Source organism: Aestuariivita sp., assembly GCF_049276915.1.
Lineage (GTDB): Bacteria > Pseudomonadota > Alphaproteobacteria > Rhodobacterales > Rhodobacteraceae > Aestuariivita.
Genome location: NZ_JBASXK010000001.1, coordinates 25,404 through 42,770, shown reverse-complemented (window position 1 = coordinate 42,770; position 17,367 = coordinate 25,404). Strand labels below are relative to the sequence as shown.

Here is a 17,367-nt window from a genome sequence, read left to right as displayed (position 1 = left end):
GGAGGAGGACCTTCTGGGGGAACCACAGGAGGAGGACCTTCTGGCGGACCGGGAGGCGGACCGGCAGGCGGGCCGGGAGGCGGGCCTTGTGGCGGGCCGGCAGGCGGGCCGCTTACCTTGTCATCATAGACAGCCACATAGTCGATCTGGCCGTCGAAATATTTGATGAAGTTGTCGGCTCTCTGTGTCTCATCGACGTTTTCGCGCGCACCGAAGGTAAAGCTGGTGCCATCATTGTCGCCGATATCCATGTTCACACCCGCGGATGTGGCCACCTGGAAATTCGTCGCTTGGGTCAGGTTGTCGACGACGAACTGGCCGCCTTCGGTTTCCGACCATTCATAGGTCACGCGCACCGTATCGCCGACTTCGGTGAATCCGGCACCTGTGGTTTCAACGATGGTGTTGCCGTTCGAGATATGGGTTACCTGAACCGCACCGTCCCGGACCACCTGAATTTCAAAGTATCCCTCATCCGCGCTGTTGAAGAACTCGCCGCGGTTAACAATCGACTGGAACGCGCCAAAGTTGTTATCAGCCTGGGTAAACTCGGTGATGATCGTGCCCTGGGACAGGTCAAAGGCGCTTTCTTCGGCGTCTGTTTCGCTGATCACGTCAAAGCGGTCAGGATTGCCACCCAGAACGAGTTGTCCATCTACCGCCCGAGCGCCTTCGACAAAGTTGCCGTCCTGCTCGAGACCATCATCCGTTCCGGTATCGCGATTTTCTGCACCGGTCTGGAAATCCCACAAACCAATCAAATTCGCCGCAAAGGGATCATCAAAATTATTCGCCATCGTACTCTCCTTAACAGCATACCCAAGATGCCAACCGCACAGGGCGGACCACATTCTCAATTCAACAAAGCTGCGACCATCAGACAGAGACTGAAATACGTCTCGTTCCGAACCTGAGATGTCAGAGGAAGAGGCAATCGGAATGGTTCAAGGCCTAGGCCCTGTCCGTCACGATTTCGCTCGGCGCGTTTGGCAGCGCTGCGAACAGATCTCCCTCGCATCTCATGATGCAAGCTCTGCGATGGTCGCCCCCGTGACCAACACACTCGCCCCCCAGTGGGCAACTACAGAGATACCGGCGAGATTGCGGCAGACAAAGCGAAATGTGCCGAAATCAAAGCGAGCAAGCGGCTGAAAGTCTTTCTTGTGTTCAAAATCCGGCGAAAACCGCGCGGCCCTGCGCCCGGGTTGTTTCGGCTTTTGCATCAATCTTTGGAAAAATTCGTTAAAATATGGAGGCTGATCGCATCATGTCAAAGATTGTATCGCTTAGAGAGACAATCGACGCGTCGAGGGGCTGTGCCCGAATGATGGCATTCTTGTGCCGTAACGTCATCGCGTTCGTTTTGCTTTTGGAACCAATCAGATCAGGTCTGCGGGACTATCCACGATATCCGCAATTTTCTTTGATTCGCAGCCCTTGGATGTCCTTTTTGCGCCGCAATCGCCCATAGGCTGTATCTCGCCAGAATCCGGCTGAGAGCACAGCCAAATTCAGCGCATCAGCTGTCTGTCTTGTCGGGCGTGGCGGCGGTGTCAGGCTTCTTGATGCCCCATGGTTCGATCCCGATACGCAGAGCCGCGCGACCGATCATATGCGCCCCGATCGGCGCGGTCAGCACAAGAAACAGGATGACCAGAACCACTTTGAAAATCACCGAGGGTTCCTGAAAATATACAGCAACCGCCGCCAGGATCAGACCTGATCCCAGCGTGCCCACCTTGGTCGAGGCATGCATGCGGATGAAGACATCGGGCATGCGAAAGATGCCGATCCCGGCCACAAGGGTGAAGGCACCGCCCAGAATGAGAAGCACACCCGCGATAAAGGCGCTCATGGTTTCTTCTCCTTCTGTTCGCTGCGCAGGCGCTGGCGTTCGGCAAACCGTGCCAGTGCGACCGTCGCCAGAAAGCCGACAAGCGCCAGGGCAAGGGCCACGTCCAGGAATGCCGCATCCCCCGAGCGGATCGCCGCAAGGCCGCAAAAGGCCACGATCGCCACGGTCATCATATCCAGGGCCACAACACGGTCCGGCAGGCTGGGCCCCAACACGAGGCGCAGAAAGGCGAACCCCACGGTCAGAAACACCATTACAAAGCCAAAGCTGACCCCGGCATCCAACAGCCACTCTCCGCTCATGATCCCTCCACCGCGTCTATGACCCACTTTTCCATGCCCTCTTTCAATTGCCGAACGACCGCGTCGGGGTCATCGGCGAACATGGCATGTAGGCTCAGTGTCTTGCGATCCTCGGACACATCCAGGGACAAGGTGCCCGGCGTCAGAGAAATCAGGTTGGTCACCAGCAGGATACCCGCATCGCTTTTGACATCCAGTGGCATTTCGATGATGGCCGGGCGCGCGCGGTGGGTGGGTGTGATGATATCCCAGAAAACCGCGACACTGGAGACGACCAGTTCGTAATGAAACATCACAACCAGCTTGATCCAGTACCAGACCCGCATGAAATAGCCCGACGGCCCCCCGGTGAGCGGCTGCAGCAACCACAGAACCACATAGCCCAGCACCATGCCCGACAGCAGGATGAGCCAGCTGAACTCACCAAAGAACAGCGCCCAGGTAAAGGCAAAGAGCAGATTGACGACAAAGGTGTTCATGCGCCACCTCCCAACACGGCACCGATATAGGGCGTCGGATCCAGCAGTTGCCCTGCCGCCGTTGTGGCAAAGACCACGAAGGCTTCGGGGAAGAAGCCGATCACCAGCGTCATCGCCGCCAGCCCCGCGATGGGCAGCAACAGCGCTGCGCGCGTGCGCCCGTCAAGCTGGCTGAGAACGGGGTCCATCCCCTCGGGATGCGCCTTCCAGAAGGCCTCGGCCCAGATCTTGGTCATGGAGTAGATCGTGAGCAACCCGACCAGCAGCGCCACACTGGCAATCAGCCAGGCCTGAACCTCAAGTGCGGCGGCCACCAGGATGTATTTCGCCCAGAACCCCGACAGCGGCGGAAAGCCTGCCAGTGAAAACGCCGGGATCAGGAACAGCACGGCCAAAAGCGGTGCCGATTTGTAAAGCCCGCCGATCTTTGACAGGTCCGTCGAGCCGGTGATCTTCTCGGCCACGCCGGCGATCAGGAACAGGTTGGCCTTCACGATGATATGGTGGACCAGATAGAACACCGCCCCCGCCAGCGCGAAAGGCGTCAGCAATGCCAGTCCCAGGATCATATAGCCGATCTGGCTGATGATGTGGAACGACAGGATCTTGCGCATGTCGTTTTGCGCGGCAGCACCCAGGACGCCGGTGACCATGGTGAAGGCTGCCACCCACAGCAGGATCGTATGGGTGAAGGCCACGTCTCCATCAAAGACCAGCGTGAACATGCGGATCAGCGCATAGACCCCGACCTTGGTCAGCAGGCCGGCAAAGACCGCCGAAACCGAAAACGCGGGCGTGTGATACGAGGCGGGAAGCCAGAAGAACAGCGGGAACAGCGCGGCCTTGACACCGAAAGCGATCATGAACATGACCGCCACCACCGTCACCAGCCCCTGATTTTCAAGGGTCGGCACGGTCAGTGCCAGATCCGCCATGTTGAGCGTGCCGGTCATGCCATAGACCAGACCGATGCCCGACAGGAACAGGATGGTCGAGACAAGGTTGAGCGTGACATATTTGATGCCGCCGTCGATCTGTTCCTTGCTGCCGCCCAGCACAAGCAGGCCAAAGGACGAGATCAGCATCACCTCGAACCAGACATAGAGGTTGAACAGATCCCCCGTGAGGAACGCTCCAGTCACGCCGCCGATCAGCACGTTGAACAGAGCGTGATAGCCCAGGTATTCCTTGCGCTCATCGATATCGGCCAGGGCATAGATCGACACCGCCAGAGCCGTGATCGCGGTGATCACCACCATCACCGCGCCCAGATAATCGGCAACCAGAGTGATGCCGAACGGTGCCTGCCAGCCGCCCATCTGACCGGCCAGCACGCCCTGTTGAAGAACCTGCGCCATCAACAGGCCCGACAGGATCAGCAAGGCCAGATTGCCAAACACGCTGATCCAGCGCCCGGCGGATGACTGGCGAAACAGGAAGGCCGCAACGGCCGTCAGGAACGGAAGCGCCAGAGGGGCGGCAAGATACCAGCTCATCGCTCGTCCTCCGCACGCGGTTCGGCCACGCGCATTTCATCCGAGTAAAGCGTGCCCAGCGTCGTGTAGGCGCGGAACATCAGCACAAGCGCAAAGGCAAAGAGACCAAAGCCGATCACGATCGCCGTCAGTACCAGCGCCTGTGGCAGCGCATTGGCGACCACACCCACCGGGGCCAGATCGCCCTCGGAGATCAACGGCGGCGCACCTTCCGTCAGGCGCCCGGCGACAAAGATCGTGAGGTTGGCGGCATTCGAGATCAGCACAAGGCCGAAGATGAAGCGCAGCACATTGCGCGCCAGCATCAGATAGACCGACGCGGCCACAAGCACGCCGATGGCGATCGCGAGGAGTGCTTCCATGAGCTCAGATCTCCTCTTCCATGGCGAACACGAGGGTCAGAACCGAGCCGAACACCACCAGATACACGCCAATATCAAACACTAGAACGGTCGAGAGCGGCAGGCCCTTTTCCGTGTCGGTCGCTCCAATGAAAAGCCACTGGCCGGTAAACAGCGCGTCTCCGAACAGCGCCGCAAAGATGCCCGCCAGAAGGGCGATGGCCAGGCCCACCATGGCGATGCTTTGGGGCTGCACGCGCAGCGCGCGGCGCGCGTCTTCGGTGCCGCAGGCGATGGCGAACAGCACGAACCCGGTCGAGCCGATCAAACCGCCGATGAAGCCGCCGCCTGGTTCATTATGGCCGCGCAGCAGCATGTAAGCCGAAAAAATCAGCAGCAGACCTGCCAGATACCGCGTGCCTGCCCGCAGGATAACCGAGTTCATTTGCCCTGCCCCTTTGTGCCTTGTCCCTTGGCCGTTGTGCGCAACAGCGCATAGGCCGAAAGTGCTGCGATGACGACAACGGCGATCTCGCCAAAGGTGTCAAGCGCGCGGAAGTCTACGAGGATCACGTTGACGATGTTGCGCCCGAAGGCCTCGGGCCAGCTTGTGATCTCGAAGTAAGTGGTCAGGCGGCGATCCAGCGGTGTGGCCAGCACGGCCAGCAGGGTCAGCGTGACCACGGTGCCGACACCCAGGGCCAGAAGCGCATCCATGGGCCGCCAGGATCGGCCGCCGGAATCCAGGGTTGGGAGGCGCAGCAGCGCCACGGCCACCAGAACCACCACCAGGGTTTCCACCAGCAACTGCGTGATGGCCACATCCGGTGCCGAAAAGACGATGAAGATCATCGCAACCGCGATACCGACAACCCCAAGAGCCGCCATGGCCGCAATCCGCGATGAGGTCACGGTCGCCACGATCGCCCCTCCGACGATAAGAAGGGTCAGCGCCACATTCTGCCAAGAGGCATCCGACAGTTCGGGCATGGCCACACCGACATTGCGCGCGATCATGGTGCCGCCAAGTCCGACAAGGACGGTGGCAAATGTGGTGAACATGTATTTGCGCAAGACTCCGGTCTGGATCACGCGGGTCTGCCAGGCTGCAAAGGCCTTGAACCCCTCAAGAAAGCGATCCCAGCCATTGTCGAACGAGGGGGTCGCATCATCCGCGCGCGCCAGCGCCGAGCGCAAGGGGCGATGGAGCACGTAAAACAGCACACCCCCCGCCACGGTCACGATCGACAGGATCAGCGGCATGTTTACCCCGGCCCAGAGCTTGAGTTCCTTGGCCTCGGACACATCGCCCAGCAGGCTTGCCACGGTGGGCGTGACCAGCGCGCGTTGCAGCAGATCGGGATAAATGCCGAAGACCGTACCCAGAACGGCCAGGATGACCGGGCCGGCCAGCATCTGCCAGGGGGCCTCGTGCGGGGTTTTGGGAAGGCTACCGGCGGCCTTGTTCCAGAACGGGCGCAGGGCGACGATGCCTGCCACGGCGAACATCAGCGCATTGGCCAGAAGGATAGCCAACACCACGGGCCAGGGTTCGGAGGCAACGCCAAGCGCACCGGCATATTTCAGCTCTTTTCCGATAAAGCCCAGGAAGGGCGGAAAGCCGGCCATGGACATCGCCGCAAGGGCAGCGGCGAACGCCGTGAAGGGCATCACCCGCCCCAAGCCGCCCAGAATGTCGGCCTCGCGGGTTCCGGTGGAATGGTCGATGCAGCCCACTACCATGAACAGCGCCGCCTTGTACAGCGAATGCACCACAAGGAAGGTGGCGAAAGCGGTCATCGCATAGCCGGACTCCTGGCCCAGAAACAGCGTCAGCGTGCCAAGCGCCATCAGCGTGGTATAGGCCAGCGCCTGTTTGAGGTCGGTCTGACGCAGGGCGAATATACTGGCCGAGACGGCTGTGACCGCACCAAAGATCGTCAGCGTCCACATCCAGAAATCGGTGCCCGACAACCCCGGATGCAGGCGCGCCATCAGATAGACCCCCGCCTTGACCATGGTGGCCGAATGCAGGAAGGCCGAGACCGGCGTGGGCGCGGCCATCGCATTGGGCAGCCAGAAATGGAACGGGAACTGCGCGGATTTGGTGAAGGTTCCGGCAAGGATCAGGATCAGGATCGGCACGTAAAGCGCATGTTCCTTGAGCATATCGCCCTGCGCCAGGATGACCGACATCTCGAAGCTGCCCGCGGTCATGCCCAGCAGGATGAAGCCCGCCAGCAGCGCAAGCGCCCCTGCTCCGGTGACAAACAAGGCCTGCAGCGCCGAGCGGCGCCCCTTCTTGGTTTCATGACCGAACCCGATCAGCAGATAGGAGGTGATTGTCGTCAGCTCCCAAAACACGAAAATCGCGATCAGGTTGTCGGCCAGCACCAGTCCCAGCATCGCCAGCATGAAGCTGAACAGGAACAGCGCAAAACGAGTAAACTGCGGATGGCCCGCAAGGTAGGTGTTGGAATAGAGAAACACCAATGTCCCGATGCCCGATATCAGCAGCGCAAAGGTCAGCGACAACCCGTCAAGCAGGAATGACAAGGAGATGCCCAGAGAGGGCACCCAGTCGATCACATATCTCAGAGTCTGCCCGTCGGCGATCTGGGGCGCGAAGGTCAGGAACCACGCAAACAGAAGGGCCGACAGGGCGATGGGCAAGACCCCGACAAGGCCGTTGCCGCGCCGCGCGTCATGATGATCGGTCGCTGCATTCACGTTCATTGTTCCCCGTCTTCAAGCTGTACCGGCGAGACAAACCCTTCGGGCTTTATCGCCAGAACCGAGCAGCTTACCCGGTTCAGGATCGTTTCTGCCGTATTCCCGATGAAGAAACCGGAAATACCTGTGCGCCCCAGCGTCCCCATGACCAGCGTGTCTATTCCTTCGCTGTCTACATGTTCCGGGATCACATCGGCGGCAATGCCTTTGATGTGCAAAACACGCATTGAATCGCCAAATTCTCGGAACCCGGCCATCAAATGGGCAAGGCGCTGACTGCTTTTGGTCTGTTCACCCGAGATTATGGACTGAATTTCGTCCGCTGGCATTTTGATGAAGCTGTGGCGCAGGGTCGATTCCTCGTGCACATGCCATGCGTTCAACACGTCCAGCTTGGCCCCCTCCTGCTGCGCCAGTGATGTGGCCAGTTCCATCACGCGGTGGTTGAGAGCATCGCGCGCGCGGTCCTGCGGATCGGGATCGACCGTGGCCATGATGCGCCCGGATTTCGCGCGCGCCTCACCGTTCAGGATCCAGACCGGGCACGGACATTTGCGCAGCAGATGCAGATCGGGCGCGCGCAGGAACGGGCGATCGGGACCTTGATCGGCACCTTTGAGAACCAGATCATGACCCTCGGTCAGAACCTGACGAATGGCCTGGATGAAGCTGGTGCCATTGAGCACGCGGGTTGACACCTCGACACCGCTCTCGCGCAGGGTGCGGGCAAAACCTTCGAGGCGCTGGGCGTGAAAGGCCATTACCGCGTCCTGGATATCGCGGGCGCGCCGGCCCGGTAGGACGGCGAACATCCCTTCAAGATCGTCCGGCGAGGCGTCGATGATATCAAGCAGCGTGAGGCGCGCGTCATTGGACTGGGCAAGCCACTTGGCGCGGTCCAACACGGAGTCGGACATGCTCGCCTCATCGGCGATCACCAGGATGTTCTTGAACAGTTTCAACTCGCGCCCCTCTTGCGATCCTTGTCGAGATAGGGCGCGGTTTTTGATTGATCCAATCGAAACTTCACCCTATTTCGATAGAAATTATCTATCACAAAGCACGTGTATCATGCCCACGCTTCAACAACTGCGCTATCTGACGGCTCTGGCGGACACGCTGCATTTCCGCCGCGCAGCCGAGGCCTGCAATGTCACGCAGCCCACATTGAGCGCGCAGCTCAAAGAGCTGGAAGCGAAACTGGGAGCCGAACTGGTCGAGCGCAGCCGCTCGCGGGTGATCATCACGCCGCTTGGGCGCGATGTGGTCGAGCGCGCGCGCCGCGCATTGCGCGAGGTCGAAGAGATTCACGCGCTCGCGATCCAGAGCCACAGTCATTTGCGCAGCACCATCAAGATCGGCGTGGTGCAATCACTTGGGTCCTATCTGCTGCCGCTGATCGTGCCGGGACTGCATGAGAGCCATCCCGATCTCAAACTATACATGCGGGAAGGTTTGCCGGATTTCCTGCTGCAGAGCCTGTCGGACGGGAATCTCGATCTGTTGTTCTTTCCGCTGCCCGTCAGCCAGTCGGATTTCGAAAGCCTGTCGATCTTTCGCGAACCCATCGAAGTGGTGCTGCCCCACGATCATCCCTATGCAGCCCAAGCCGAGATTTCGCCCGAGATGCTGAGAGGGGAAACCATTCTGTCGCTTGAACCCGGGCACAAGCTTTACGAGCAGGTGCGCCGGATCTGCGAGCAATATGGCGCGGCCCTGTCGCGCGATTACGAGGGGACGTCACTGGATACGCTGCGCCAGATGGTGGCGATGGGCATGGGGCTGTCGCTGATGCCGGCGCTTTATGTGAAATCAGAAGTGGCACATCAGGATATCGTTGTTGCGCGGCGCTTTCGCGGCTCGCCGCCCTCACGGACCATCGGAATGATCTGGCGCAAGGGTACGGCGCGCGAGCCCGAATTTCGCGAACTGGCCGCCATGATCTGCGCGATCCTGAAGGAACGGGCCCATGAGGTGATCGTTCTGGGATAAGGCGCGAGTCGCGTTCTATTTTCCCAGTTTCTGAAGCTTGCGCGTATGCGCAAGCATCGGATGCCGCACCAGAGCCGCGGCCAGCGGTTTGCGGAAATTCTTGGAACACTGGTTGAGCTGTTGCACCAGTCGACGTGCCACAGGGTCCAGATCTTCGCGGGTTACAGCGGGATCTTGCATGGCCATCTGCACCAACTGCGCGGCAACACCGGCCAGGTCCCGCGAGAGCAGCTCGTACTTGAACAGAAGGTCACATTTGCTCATCAGGTATTTCAGAACGGCGTCGGGGTTGGCCTTGGCGATTTTCAGCAGATAGCCGGATTTGCGCACAACATCGCGCGCGTCCATATCGACCTCGGCCTCATTCCCGCTCCGCCTGGCCTCTTTGTTGAGACGCCCGATCAGCTTGCTGTCGATGCTGTTCATTTCCGCCGTCAACTGGGTGCGGGAGGGTGCCGGGGCGCGCCCTGCGATCTGGTCCGCGGCCTCCATCTGCTCCTGCCAGTGTCTGACTTTTTCCTCCAGCTCAGGTCCTTGCATGATCTTGCCCTTGACGCAGAGCTTGACCGTGCCCTTCAGATCATCCCAGTTCTTGAGTACCTCGCGCACCTCTTGCATGGTGATCACTTCCTTGTGGGGGTCATGACTGTTCATCACGCCCCCATCCTGGAGGAATTTCTCGATCGCCTTGTTCTTGACGATCTTATAGCTGGTCACGTCATCCATGTTGATGCCATCAAGGCAGTAATAGACCGGCTTGCCCTGTTCCTTTGCGGCCCAGAGACCGGCTTTGCAGGCAATGCCGCCCATGAACTTGCTGTTGTGAACACCGGTGATGTCGGACACGGCAATTGGCACGTCGGGATCCCAATTGCTCTGTTTGGGCAATACCTGGCCTTCGGTATCCTTTGCCACCCGGGCAAAGGTCCCGCGTGGAATTTCGCTGGCAAAGGAGCGCAGAAAGCCGTCGGCAGCGAGGACGAACTCTTTGATATAGGCGTCCTTTTTGTCCTGAACCGGCGCGTATTTGGCGTCTTTGGCGAATTGTTCCTCGATCTTCCTGACGCCCTTGAGGATCACCTCAGGTATCTTGGTGTTGGGGTTTTCGATCAATTCGGCATAATCGGCGGGTTGAAGCGCCTCTTCCACCGCTTCCCAGATCTCCATCATGCGAACGGGCTGTGCGCCCTGATCGGTTTCATGTGCTGCAAGAACATAGGGGCCGCGGATGTTTTCAAATCCCCAGATCGTGCCGGGATTGGCTTTGAATTCCGCGATCAGTTCCGAGCTCTGGACATCTTCCCAGCGCGTGAGGGTCGAGGCCGAACCCGACCGTTCGAGTGCTTCAAAGACGCGTTGCGCCCCTTGGATCCTGTTTGTCTTGATGGCGTCCCAACCAGAGGCCTCGGGTGTTCCCAGTTTGGCGATATCTGGCAAATGTTCCTGGATGATGTGCTGGAGAGGCAGGACAAAGCCACTATAGGTGCGTGCCTCGCCGCGTTGCGCCTGCGCGGCCATGGTTGTGTCCACGCCGATGTCAATGAGGCTGGCGATCTCGTCAAAGCCGCTCTGGTTCCACAGGTTCGCGCAGGTCCGCGCACCCAGCCCACGGTTGGGCTGCCCCAGGCCGCGATGGCTGTCATTCCAAGTGTCGGTGTCGATCTTGCCCGCGATCAGCGCGAAAACCTTCGGGTCGCGGGTCTTGCCACGGTCGATATCCGTGGCGCTGGGATCAAGACCGGCCTTGTTCAGCAGATTGTCGAGCGCGCGCAGAGCAATGTTCTCTGTCTGCCTGCCCATATCGCGGAAAAAGTCACTGTTTTCGAGCACCTCGGCCGTTGCATCGCTGAGCAGACGGGCGGTGAAATCCGGGTTGTCCAGAAGCGCGGTCTGCCCGCCGGTTTCGGTCAGCATCATGGCGCAGATCTCGGCGCGCGACTGCGCTGTGGCATCGGGATTGGCGTATTCGCTCTGAACAGCGGTCCAATCCGCGTCCCAATAGGCCTCCCGCGCCCGTTCCAGGCTGAGGCGGGTTTCTGGCGACGGTGCCGGATCAGGATCAGGATCAGGATCAGGGGCTGGATCGGTCACAGGGATGAGTTCGGCGTTGAATGCGCTCAGGAACGCATTGGCCTGCTGGATGCTTGGTTCATCCGTGTCTTCCTGCGGCGGTGTGATGATGATTTGCGGGTTTGTGGCGGTGTCCGTCATCAGCGCGCGCCCCCTGCCGAGGTCAATCGGGCCTCAAGCTCATCGAGGGCCGTCCCAAGCGTGGTTGCGATACTTACGGGCACGTTCCAGGGATTGCGATCTATCACCTGGACCCGCGCAACCGCATCCAGCCATGCGCGCGTCTCGGATAGCGCCTTGAGCGCGGCTTGGTGGTTTTTCGGATCGGACGGCGCGCTGTCGTAATTCATCAGTGCCGCCACAAGCTTGACCCGCACTGGCGCAAGCAGCGTTTCCACCTCCTGCGCCACAGCCTGCACCTGAGGCGTGCCGGATTTTCGCAATCTGTCAGAAAACCCGCGCAATTGGTCATCCACGGTGTCTTTTGCCGTTTGCCACAGGCCCGACAACGTTGGGCCGGGCGTGTCGGGTGCCGCCTCAAGACGCAGACCCAGATAGTTCTCAAGAAAACTCAGCTGAACCTGCGTCAGCGAATCCGTCATTTGAAACCTCTTTTCGCCCTGTAGATGTCGGTCAAGAAACCGGCACCCAAAGCCAACAACAAGGTTTTGGGCACCTCATCACTGAAAGATATCACAGCGCCACTATCCGAGCAAACCGATCGAACATGACTGCCGTACAGCGATCAATGCAGTGGGTTTCCAATTCATTTCAGAGGCTTGCCGGTCAGATTTAATCTTTCCGGGTCTGCGCCAGACCAGAGTAAATCTGGTACCCAAGGCCGGACTCGAACCGGCACGTCCGTTAGGACGGGGGATTTTGAATCCCCTGCGTCTACCATTCCGCCACTTGGGCCCGTGAAAGGGTGAGCGCGTTATTGCAGGAGTGTGCAAAAGCGGCAAGAGGGATTTGCGGGTTTGGCGCGCGGTGATCGGCGTGGCGCATGGGGCACGCGGTGCTTTTGGGGTATTTCAGACCAGAAAGATGCAGACCTTCGCATCACCACAGGCTGAGTTGATCGCCCTTGCGGGGCGGAACGGCAAAGAGATCGCAGCGCAGCGGTGGTGCCTTTTGATGCAGGCCGCGTTTTCGGGCGTGGACGTGGAAACGCTGGGCGATGAGTTCGGCGTGTTTGCCCTCGCCGCGCATGCGATGGCCCCAGCGCGCATCATAGTCACGCCCGCCATGCATCTCGCGCAGGCGCGCCATGATCTTGCCGGCGCGGTCGGGACAGTGTTCAGCCAGCCAGGCCTGCCAGAGCGGTGAGACTTCGCGCGGCAAGCGCAGCATGACCCAGCTGGCAGAGCTGGCGCCGGCTTGTGCACCGGCCTGCAGAAGTGCTTCGATTTCAGGATCGGTCAGGCCCGGAATGATGGGCGAGGTCATCAGGCGCACCGGAATCCCTGCCCCGCTGAGCGCGCGGATCGTGGCGAGGCGGCGCCCGGGCGCTGGCAAACGCGGCTCCATCCTGCGGGAGAGTTCGGGATCAAGTGTCGTCAGCGAGATGCCGACACGGGCCAGCCCCTGGGCGGCCATGGGGGCCAGGATGTCGATGTCGCGCTCGATCAGCGCCCCCTTTGTCACGATCGCGACCGGATGGCGGAAAGCGGCCAGTACCTTGAGACAGTTACGGGTGATTTCATGCTGGGATTCGCAGGGCTGGTAGGGATCGGTGTTGGTGCCGATGGCGATTGGCGCCACGCGGTAGCCCTTGCGGGACAGTTCACGTTCGAGCACATCCGGGGCCGTGGGGCGCGCGATCAGCCGGGTTTCGAAGTCGAGACCCGGCGAGAGGCCAAGATAGGCATGGCTGGGGCGGGCAAAGCAATAGATGCAGCCATGCTCACAGCCGCGATAGGGATTGATCGAGCGATCAAAGGGCAGATCCGGCGAGCGGTTGTAGGTAATCAGGCTGCGCGGGTGTTCCAAGGAGATTTCGGTGCGAAAGACCGGGCGATCTTCGGGAATATCCCAGCCGTCTGCCTCCTCTGTGCGCGCAAGATCGAAGCGGCCCGCATCATTGCCGAGCGCGCCACGCCCGGGGCGACGCCTGGCGTCGATGCAGGCGCTGGAAATGGCTGGCGGATCGGAATCGTGCATGATGGACCCAAATAGAACAATTCAAGAACATATGCAATAAACCCATAATACTCATGAGCAATTTTCACTACCAAATCGCACCAAAGCGCGGTAATGGTCGGAAGCAGTGCCGACCATGTCGCAATTGTAGCAGTCTCATTCGGACCGTCGGGCAAGAACAGCACACAGTCGACAGATCCGATCCGCGCATCGGCACACCACAAAGGAACTTGTACATGTCTGACGAAGAAGACGACATCATCCTCTCCGAGCTTGATGATGAAGAACTTGTTTCACAGATGTTCGACGATCTTTACGATGGTCTGAAAGAAGAAATCGAAGAAGGCGTGAACATCCTGCTGAGCCGCGGATGGGCCCCCTATCGCATTCTGACCGAAGCACTGGTCGGCGGCATGAAGATCGTTGGCGACGATTTCCGCGACGGCATCCTGTTCGTGCCCGAGGTGCTGCTGGCGGCCAATGCCATGAAGGGCGGGATGTTCATTCTCAAGCCGCTTCTGGCGGAAACCGGGGCACCGCGTGTTGGCAAGATGGTGATCGGCACGGTGAAGGGTGACATCCACGACATCGGCAAGAACCTCGTCGGCATGATGATGGAAGGTGCGGGTTTCGAAGTGGTGGACCTGGGAATCAACAACCCGGTGGAAAACTATCTGGAAGCGCTGGAGCGTGAAGACGCCGACATTCTGGGCATGTCTGCCCTGCTGACCACCACCATGCCCTATATGAAGGTCGTGATCGACACATTGGTCGAAAAGGGAATCCGGGACGATTACATCGTTCTTGTCGGCGGCGCGCCTCTGAACGAGGAATTCGGCAAGGCCATTGGCGCGGACGCCTATTGCCGCGACGCGGCCGTGGCGGTCGAGACGGCCAAGGATTACGTGGGACGCAAACACAACCAGATGAGCGCATAAGCCAGCGTTCATCGGTGCGAGACAGGCCCCCGCTGAACCGGCGGGGGCTTTTTCGTCGAGTGACCAGACAAAACGGGATGAACAGCCATGATCCCAAGTGACGAGACACTGACGCAAAGCGGTCTGAGCGCAGGCGGAACCGGGTCAGTTCTGCTGATTGCCTGCGGGGCGCTGGCGCGCGAGATCCTGGCGCTGAAGTCACGAAATGGCTGGGGTCATATGGATCTGACCTGCTTGCCCGCGATCCTTCACAATCATCCCGAACGCATCACCAAAGCGGTTGAAGATTCCATTCTAAAGCACCGGGATCATTATGAAAGTATCTTTGTGATCTATGCCGATTGTGGCACAGGGGGCCAGCTTGAGGCGGCCTGCGCGCGACTTGGGGTCGAGATGGTCGCGGGGCCGCATTGCTACAGCTTTTTCGAGGGCAATGCGGCTTTTGGTGCGCATGAGGACGAGATCACCGCCTTCTACCTCACCGATTTTCTGGCGCGTCAGTTCGAGGCCTTTGTCTGGAAACCGCTGGGATTGGATCGTCACCCTGAATTGCTCGACACTTATTTCGGGCATTATACCAAGCTGGTTTATCAGGCACAGATCGATGATCCCAAGCTGATCGAACTGGCCCGCTCGCATGCAGAACGGATGGGGCTGGCCTTTGAGTATCGCCCCACCGGCTATGGAGATCTGGAAACCACGCTGGCGGGCTGGGCGCGACAAAGCGCGCCATGACGGTTTAGCCCTTTGCGGCCGCTGCCACCTCGCGGATGCGTTCGATCATTGCGGTCAGGCCATTGGAGCGTTGCGCCGACAGGTGATCGTTCAACCCGATGCGTCCCATTTCGGCGCGCGCATCGACCTGAAGCACTTCTGCCAGGGTCAGTCCGTTGTAAAGCTTGCGCAACACGGCAATCAGGCCGTTGACGATCATCGCATCGCTTTCACCGTCAAACTGCAGGCGTCCGTCGCTGATGGTCGGGTGCAGCCAGACCTGACTGGCACAGCCGTTCACCTTGGTTGCGGGCACTTTGAGCGCGTCGTCCAGAGGCTCCATCGCCTTTCCCTGCTCGATCACAAAGCGATAGCGATCTTCCCAGTCCTCAAGGAATTCAAAATCCTCGACAATTTCTTCAAAGGCTGGCGTGGCCATGTCGCTGTCCTTTCGTCTGTCGCCAGTGACCTATGTCGGGGACAGAGCGCTGTCCAGTGTCCTCTTGGCGCTTTTCAAGCGCTCTGGGATACGTTAACCCGGTATCCAAATCTGAGCCGGGGCCGAGTAACATGATCAAGACCGTGATCGCCGCAAAACCTATTGTCGCGCTAACACTGACAGTTTTTCTTCTGGCAGGCTGCAGCACCCGATTGAACCCGTTCAACTGGTTCGGGGGCAGCGAGGAAGTTATCGATGTGGGGACCGGCGAGATCAACCCGCTGCTTCCCCAGGATAGTGGTGGTGGCATGTTCGACCGTCCCGAAGACGTGTACCCTGGCGTTCCGATCGACCAGATCACCGAGTTGCGGATTGATCGCACGCGTTCGGGTGCGATCATCCTGGTACAGGGGCTGGCCTCTCGGCAGGGCCCGTATGAGGTGCAGCTGACCCCGGCAAACCCAGACAACGAGCCTGTGGATGGCGTGCTGACCTATACGTTCGAGATCATCTATCCCTCGTTCAACACACCTGTCGGTCCCGAGGCAACGCGCCGTGTCACTGCCGCGAGCGCCATCAGCAACGAACAGCTTGCGGGCCTGAGCAGGGTGCGTGTCGTCGGGGCGCGCAATGCGTTGGAAACCAGCCGCCGGTAAAGGTGCCTCAGAGTTCGATGACCTTGACGGTTTGACCCTTGGCAGCAAGGGCCACGCGGCCTTCGCACAGGCGCAACGCGTCCGCTCCAAAGACTTCGCGCCGCCATCCGACCAGTGCGGGAACATCGCGCATACCCGCAGCGATCGCATCCAGATCGGAACTTGATGCGATCAACTTGGCGGCAACACCCGAAGATTCGGTCTTGGCTTTGAGCAGAACGCGTAGAAGTTCGGCAAGAGCAGGGTTCACCTGAACCTTGCCGCGCCCCTGATCGGCGACAGGCAGATCTTCCTGCGGGCATGCAAGCCCCTTTTCGACCGCCTCGACGATGCCATCCGCAATCGGCCCTTTGCGCGCTTCACGCAGCAACAGGCGCAATTGGCCCAGATCAGCATGGGTTTTCGGCTTGATCGTGGCCAGTTCAACCAGCGCATCATCCTTGAAGACGCGGTTGCGGGGAATATTGCGCGATTGCGCATAGGATTCCCGAAAGGCCGCCAGTTCGCGCACAATCGCCAGGAACCGTGGAGAGTTCGAACGGGTCTTGACGCGCCGCCATGACTCGTTCGGGTGGCTGTCATAGGTCTCGGGATTGGTCAGGATTTCCAGTTCTTCCTCGACCCAATGGGCCCGGTCCGAACCTTTCAGTTCGGCTGCAAGATACTCATAGATGTCACGCAAATGGGTGACATCGGCCAGTGCATAGGTCTTTTGCGCATCGCTCAGGGGACGGCGGGACCAGTCGGTAAATCGCGAGGATTTATCAAGCGGCTTGTGCACGATCTTTCGCACCAGCGTTTCATAGCCCACCTGCTCGCCAAAACCGCAGACCATGGCAGCAACCTGCGTGTCAAACAGAGGCTTGGGGAAGACGCCCGCGTCGAAATAGAAGATCTCAAGATCCTGGCGCGCCGCGTGGAACACCTTGACCACGTTTTCATTGCGAAACAATTCGTACAGCGGCTCGAGCGACAGTCCATCGACCAGCGGATCCAGCAACACGGCGGCATCCGCATCGTCAGACGGATAGGCCAATTGCACGAGGCACAGCTTGGAGTAATAGGTGCGCTCCCGCAAAAACTCGGTATCCAACGTGACATAGGGAAATTCGCGTGCTCGCTCGCAAAACTCGGCGAGTGCTTGTGTCGTTGTCAGTGTCTTCATTGGGCTCTTGTCTTTTTGTTCTTATGCGCTGTCAGCCCGGACCAAGCC

Annotated in this window: 17 protein-coding genes, 1 tRNA gene and 1 pseudogene; 4 read left to right on the top strand and 15 right to left on the bottom strand. The window is 59.6% G+C overall.

Going from position 1 to position 17,367, the window contains the following annotated elements; genetic code table 11:
- From WAO69_RS00230 to WAO69_RS00190, 9 genes and pseudogenes are all read right to left on the bottom strand, one after another.
- Positions 1-797: pseudogene (locus WAO69_RS00230) on the bottom strand (hypothetical protein); the annotation flags it as partial.
- A gap of 722 nt (positions 798-1,519) precedes the next feature.
- Positions 1,520-1,855: a monovalent cation/H(+) antiporter subunit G gene (mnhG, locus tag WAO69_RS00225; protein WP_422175522.1), complete on the bottom strand. Its 336-nt coding sequence runs from the start codon at positions 1,853-1,855 to the stop codon at positions 1,520-1,522.
- The gene (locus WAO69_RS00220) at positions 1,852-2,157 is read right to left on the bottom strand and encodes a monovalent cation/H+ antiporter complex subunit F (RefSeq protein WP_422175520.1); all 306 of its coding nucleotides are present in this window, start codon (positions 2,155-2,157) and stop codon (positions 1,852-1,854) included. Before WAO69_RS00220 ends, mnhG begins: the two co-directional genes overlap by 4 nt.
- A complete protein-coding gene (locus WAO69_RS00215) occupies positions 2,154-2,636 on the bottom strand; it encodes a Na+/H+ antiporter subunit E (protein ID WP_422175518.1) in 483 nt (160 codons plus the stop codon). Before WAO69_RS00215 ends, WAO69_RS00220 begins: the two co-directional genes overlap by 4 nt.
- Positions 2,633-4,132 carry a Na+/H+ antiporter subunit D gene (locus WAO69_RS00210; RefSeq protein ID WP_422175516.1) on the bottom strand — a complete coding sequence of 500 codons (1,500 nt, stop codon included), beginning with the start codon at positions 4,130-4,132 and terminating at the stop codon, positions 2,633-2,635. Before WAO69_RS00210 ends, WAO69_RS00215 begins: the two co-directional genes overlap by 4 nt.
- The gene (locus WAO69_RS00205; RefSeq protein WP_422175514.1) at positions 4,129-4,494 is read right to left on the bottom strand and encodes a Na+/H+ antiporter subunit C; all 366 of its coding nucleotides are present in this window, start codon (positions 4,492-4,494) and stop codon (positions 4,129-4,131) included. Before WAO69_RS00205 ends, WAO69_RS00210 begins: the two co-directional genes overlap by 4 nt.
- A 4-nt stretch (positions 4,495-4,498) precedes the next feature.
- Positions 4,499-4,918 (bottom strand): Na+/H+ antiporter subunit B, encoded by a 420-nt coding sequence (locus WAO69_RS00200; RefSeq protein ID WP_422175512.1) that lies wholly within the window; start codon positions 4,916-4,918, stop codon positions 4,499-4,501.
- Positions 4,915-7,209 carry a putative monovalent cation/H+ antiporter subunit A gene (locus WAO69_RS00195; protein ID WP_422175510.1) on the bottom strand — a complete coding sequence of 765 codons (2,295 nt, stop codon included), beginning with the start codon at positions 7,207-7,209 and terminating at the stop codon, positions 4,915-4,917. The genes WAO69_RS00200 and WAO69_RS00195 overlap by 4 nt, the downstream gene beginning before the upstream one ends.
- Positions 7,206-8,168 (bottom strand): universal stress protein, encoded by a 963-nt coding sequence (locus tag WAO69_RS00190; protein ID WP_422175508.1) that lies wholly within the window; start codon positions 8,166-8,168, stop codon positions 7,206-7,208. The genes WAO69_RS00195 and WAO69_RS00190 overlap by 4 nt, the downstream gene beginning before the upstream one ends.
- 109 nt (positions 8,169-8,277) lie before the next feature.
- On the opposite strand from WAO69_RS00190, the gene WAO69_RS00185 reads away from it, so the two are divergent.
- Positions 8,278-9,198 carry a hydrogen peroxide-inducible genes activator gene (locus WAO69_RS00185; protein ID WP_422175506.1) on the top strand — a complete coding sequence of 307 codons (921 nt, stop codon included), beginning with the start codon at positions 8,278-8,280 and terminating at the stop codon, positions 9,196-9,198.
- Positions 9,199-9,213: 15 nt separating this feature from the next.
- Here the strand turns inward: WAO69_RS00185 and WAO69_RS00180 are convergent, their stop codons facing one another.
- The 4 genes from WAO69_RS00180 to WAO69_RS00165 form a co-directional block, all read right to left on the bottom strand.
- The gene (locus tag WAO69_RS00180; protein WP_422175504.1) at positions 9,214-11,409 is read right to left on the bottom strand and encodes a hypothetical protein; all 2,196 of its coding nucleotides are present in this window, start codon (positions 11,407-11,409) and stop codon (positions 9,214-9,216) included.
- Positions 11,409-11,870 carry a hypothetical protein gene (locus tag WAO69_RS00175; RefSeq protein ID WP_422175502.1) on the bottom strand — a complete coding sequence of 154 codons (462 nt, stop codon included), beginning with the start codon at positions 11,868-11,870 and terminating at the stop codon, positions 11,409-11,411. The genes WAO69_RS00180 and WAO69_RS00175 overlap by 1 nt, the downstream gene beginning before the upstream one ends.
- 227 nt (positions 11,871-12,097) lie before the next feature.
- Positions 12,098-12,183: transfer RNA gene (locus WAO69_RS00170), tRNA-Leu, on the bottom strand.
- 144 nt (positions 12,184-12,327) lie between these two features.
- Entirely contained in the window at positions 12,328-13,428 is a 1,101-nt protein-coding gene (locus WAO69_RS00165) for a PA0069 family radical SAM protein (RefSeq protein WP_422175500.1), read from the bottom strand.
- 215 nt (positions 13,429-13,643) lie between these two features.
- Between WAO69_RS00165 and WAO69_RS00160 the strand changes: the two genes are divergently transcribed.
- Positions 13,644-14,345, top strand: a complete 702-nt coding sequence (locus tag WAO69_RS00160; RefSeq protein ID WP_422175498.1) for a corrinoid protein — start codon at positions 13,644-13,646, stop codon at positions 14,343-14,345.
- An 87-nt stretch (positions 14,346-14,432) separates the two neighbouring features.
- Complete coding sequence (locus WAO69_RS00155; RefSeq protein WP_422175495.1) at positions 14,433-15,080, top strand: DUF1638 domain-containing protein; 648 nt, start codon at positions 14,433-14,435, stop codon at positions 15,078-15,080.
- 4 nt (positions 15,081-15,084) lie between these two features.
- Here the strand turns inward: WAO69_RS00155 and WAO69_RS00150 are convergent, their stop codons facing one another.
- The gene (locus tag WAO69_RS00150) at positions 15,085-15,498 is read right to left on the bottom strand and encodes a SufE family protein (protein WP_422175493.1); all 414 of its coding nucleotides are present in this window, start codon (positions 15,496-15,498) and stop codon (positions 15,085-15,087) included.
- Between the two features lie 131 nt (positions 15,499-15,629).
- Between WAO69_RS00150 and WAO69_RS00145 the strand changes: the two genes are divergently transcribed.
- Positions 15,630-16,154, top strand: a complete 525-nt coding sequence (locus WAO69_RS00145) for a hypothetical protein (RefSeq protein WP_422175491.1) — start codon at positions 15,630-15,632, stop codon at positions 16,152-16,154.
- A 7-nt stretch (positions 16,155-16,161) separates the two neighbouring features.
- On the opposite strand, the gene rnd is transcribed toward WAO69_RS00145, so the two are convergent.
- Positions 16,162-17,319: a ribonuclease D gene (rnd, locus tag WAO69_RS00140; RefSeq protein WP_422175489.1), complete on the bottom strand. Its 1,158-nt coding sequence runs from the start codon at positions 17,317-17,319 to the stop codon at positions 16,162-16,164.
- Between the last annotated feature and the right edge of the window lie 48 nt (positions 17,320-17,367).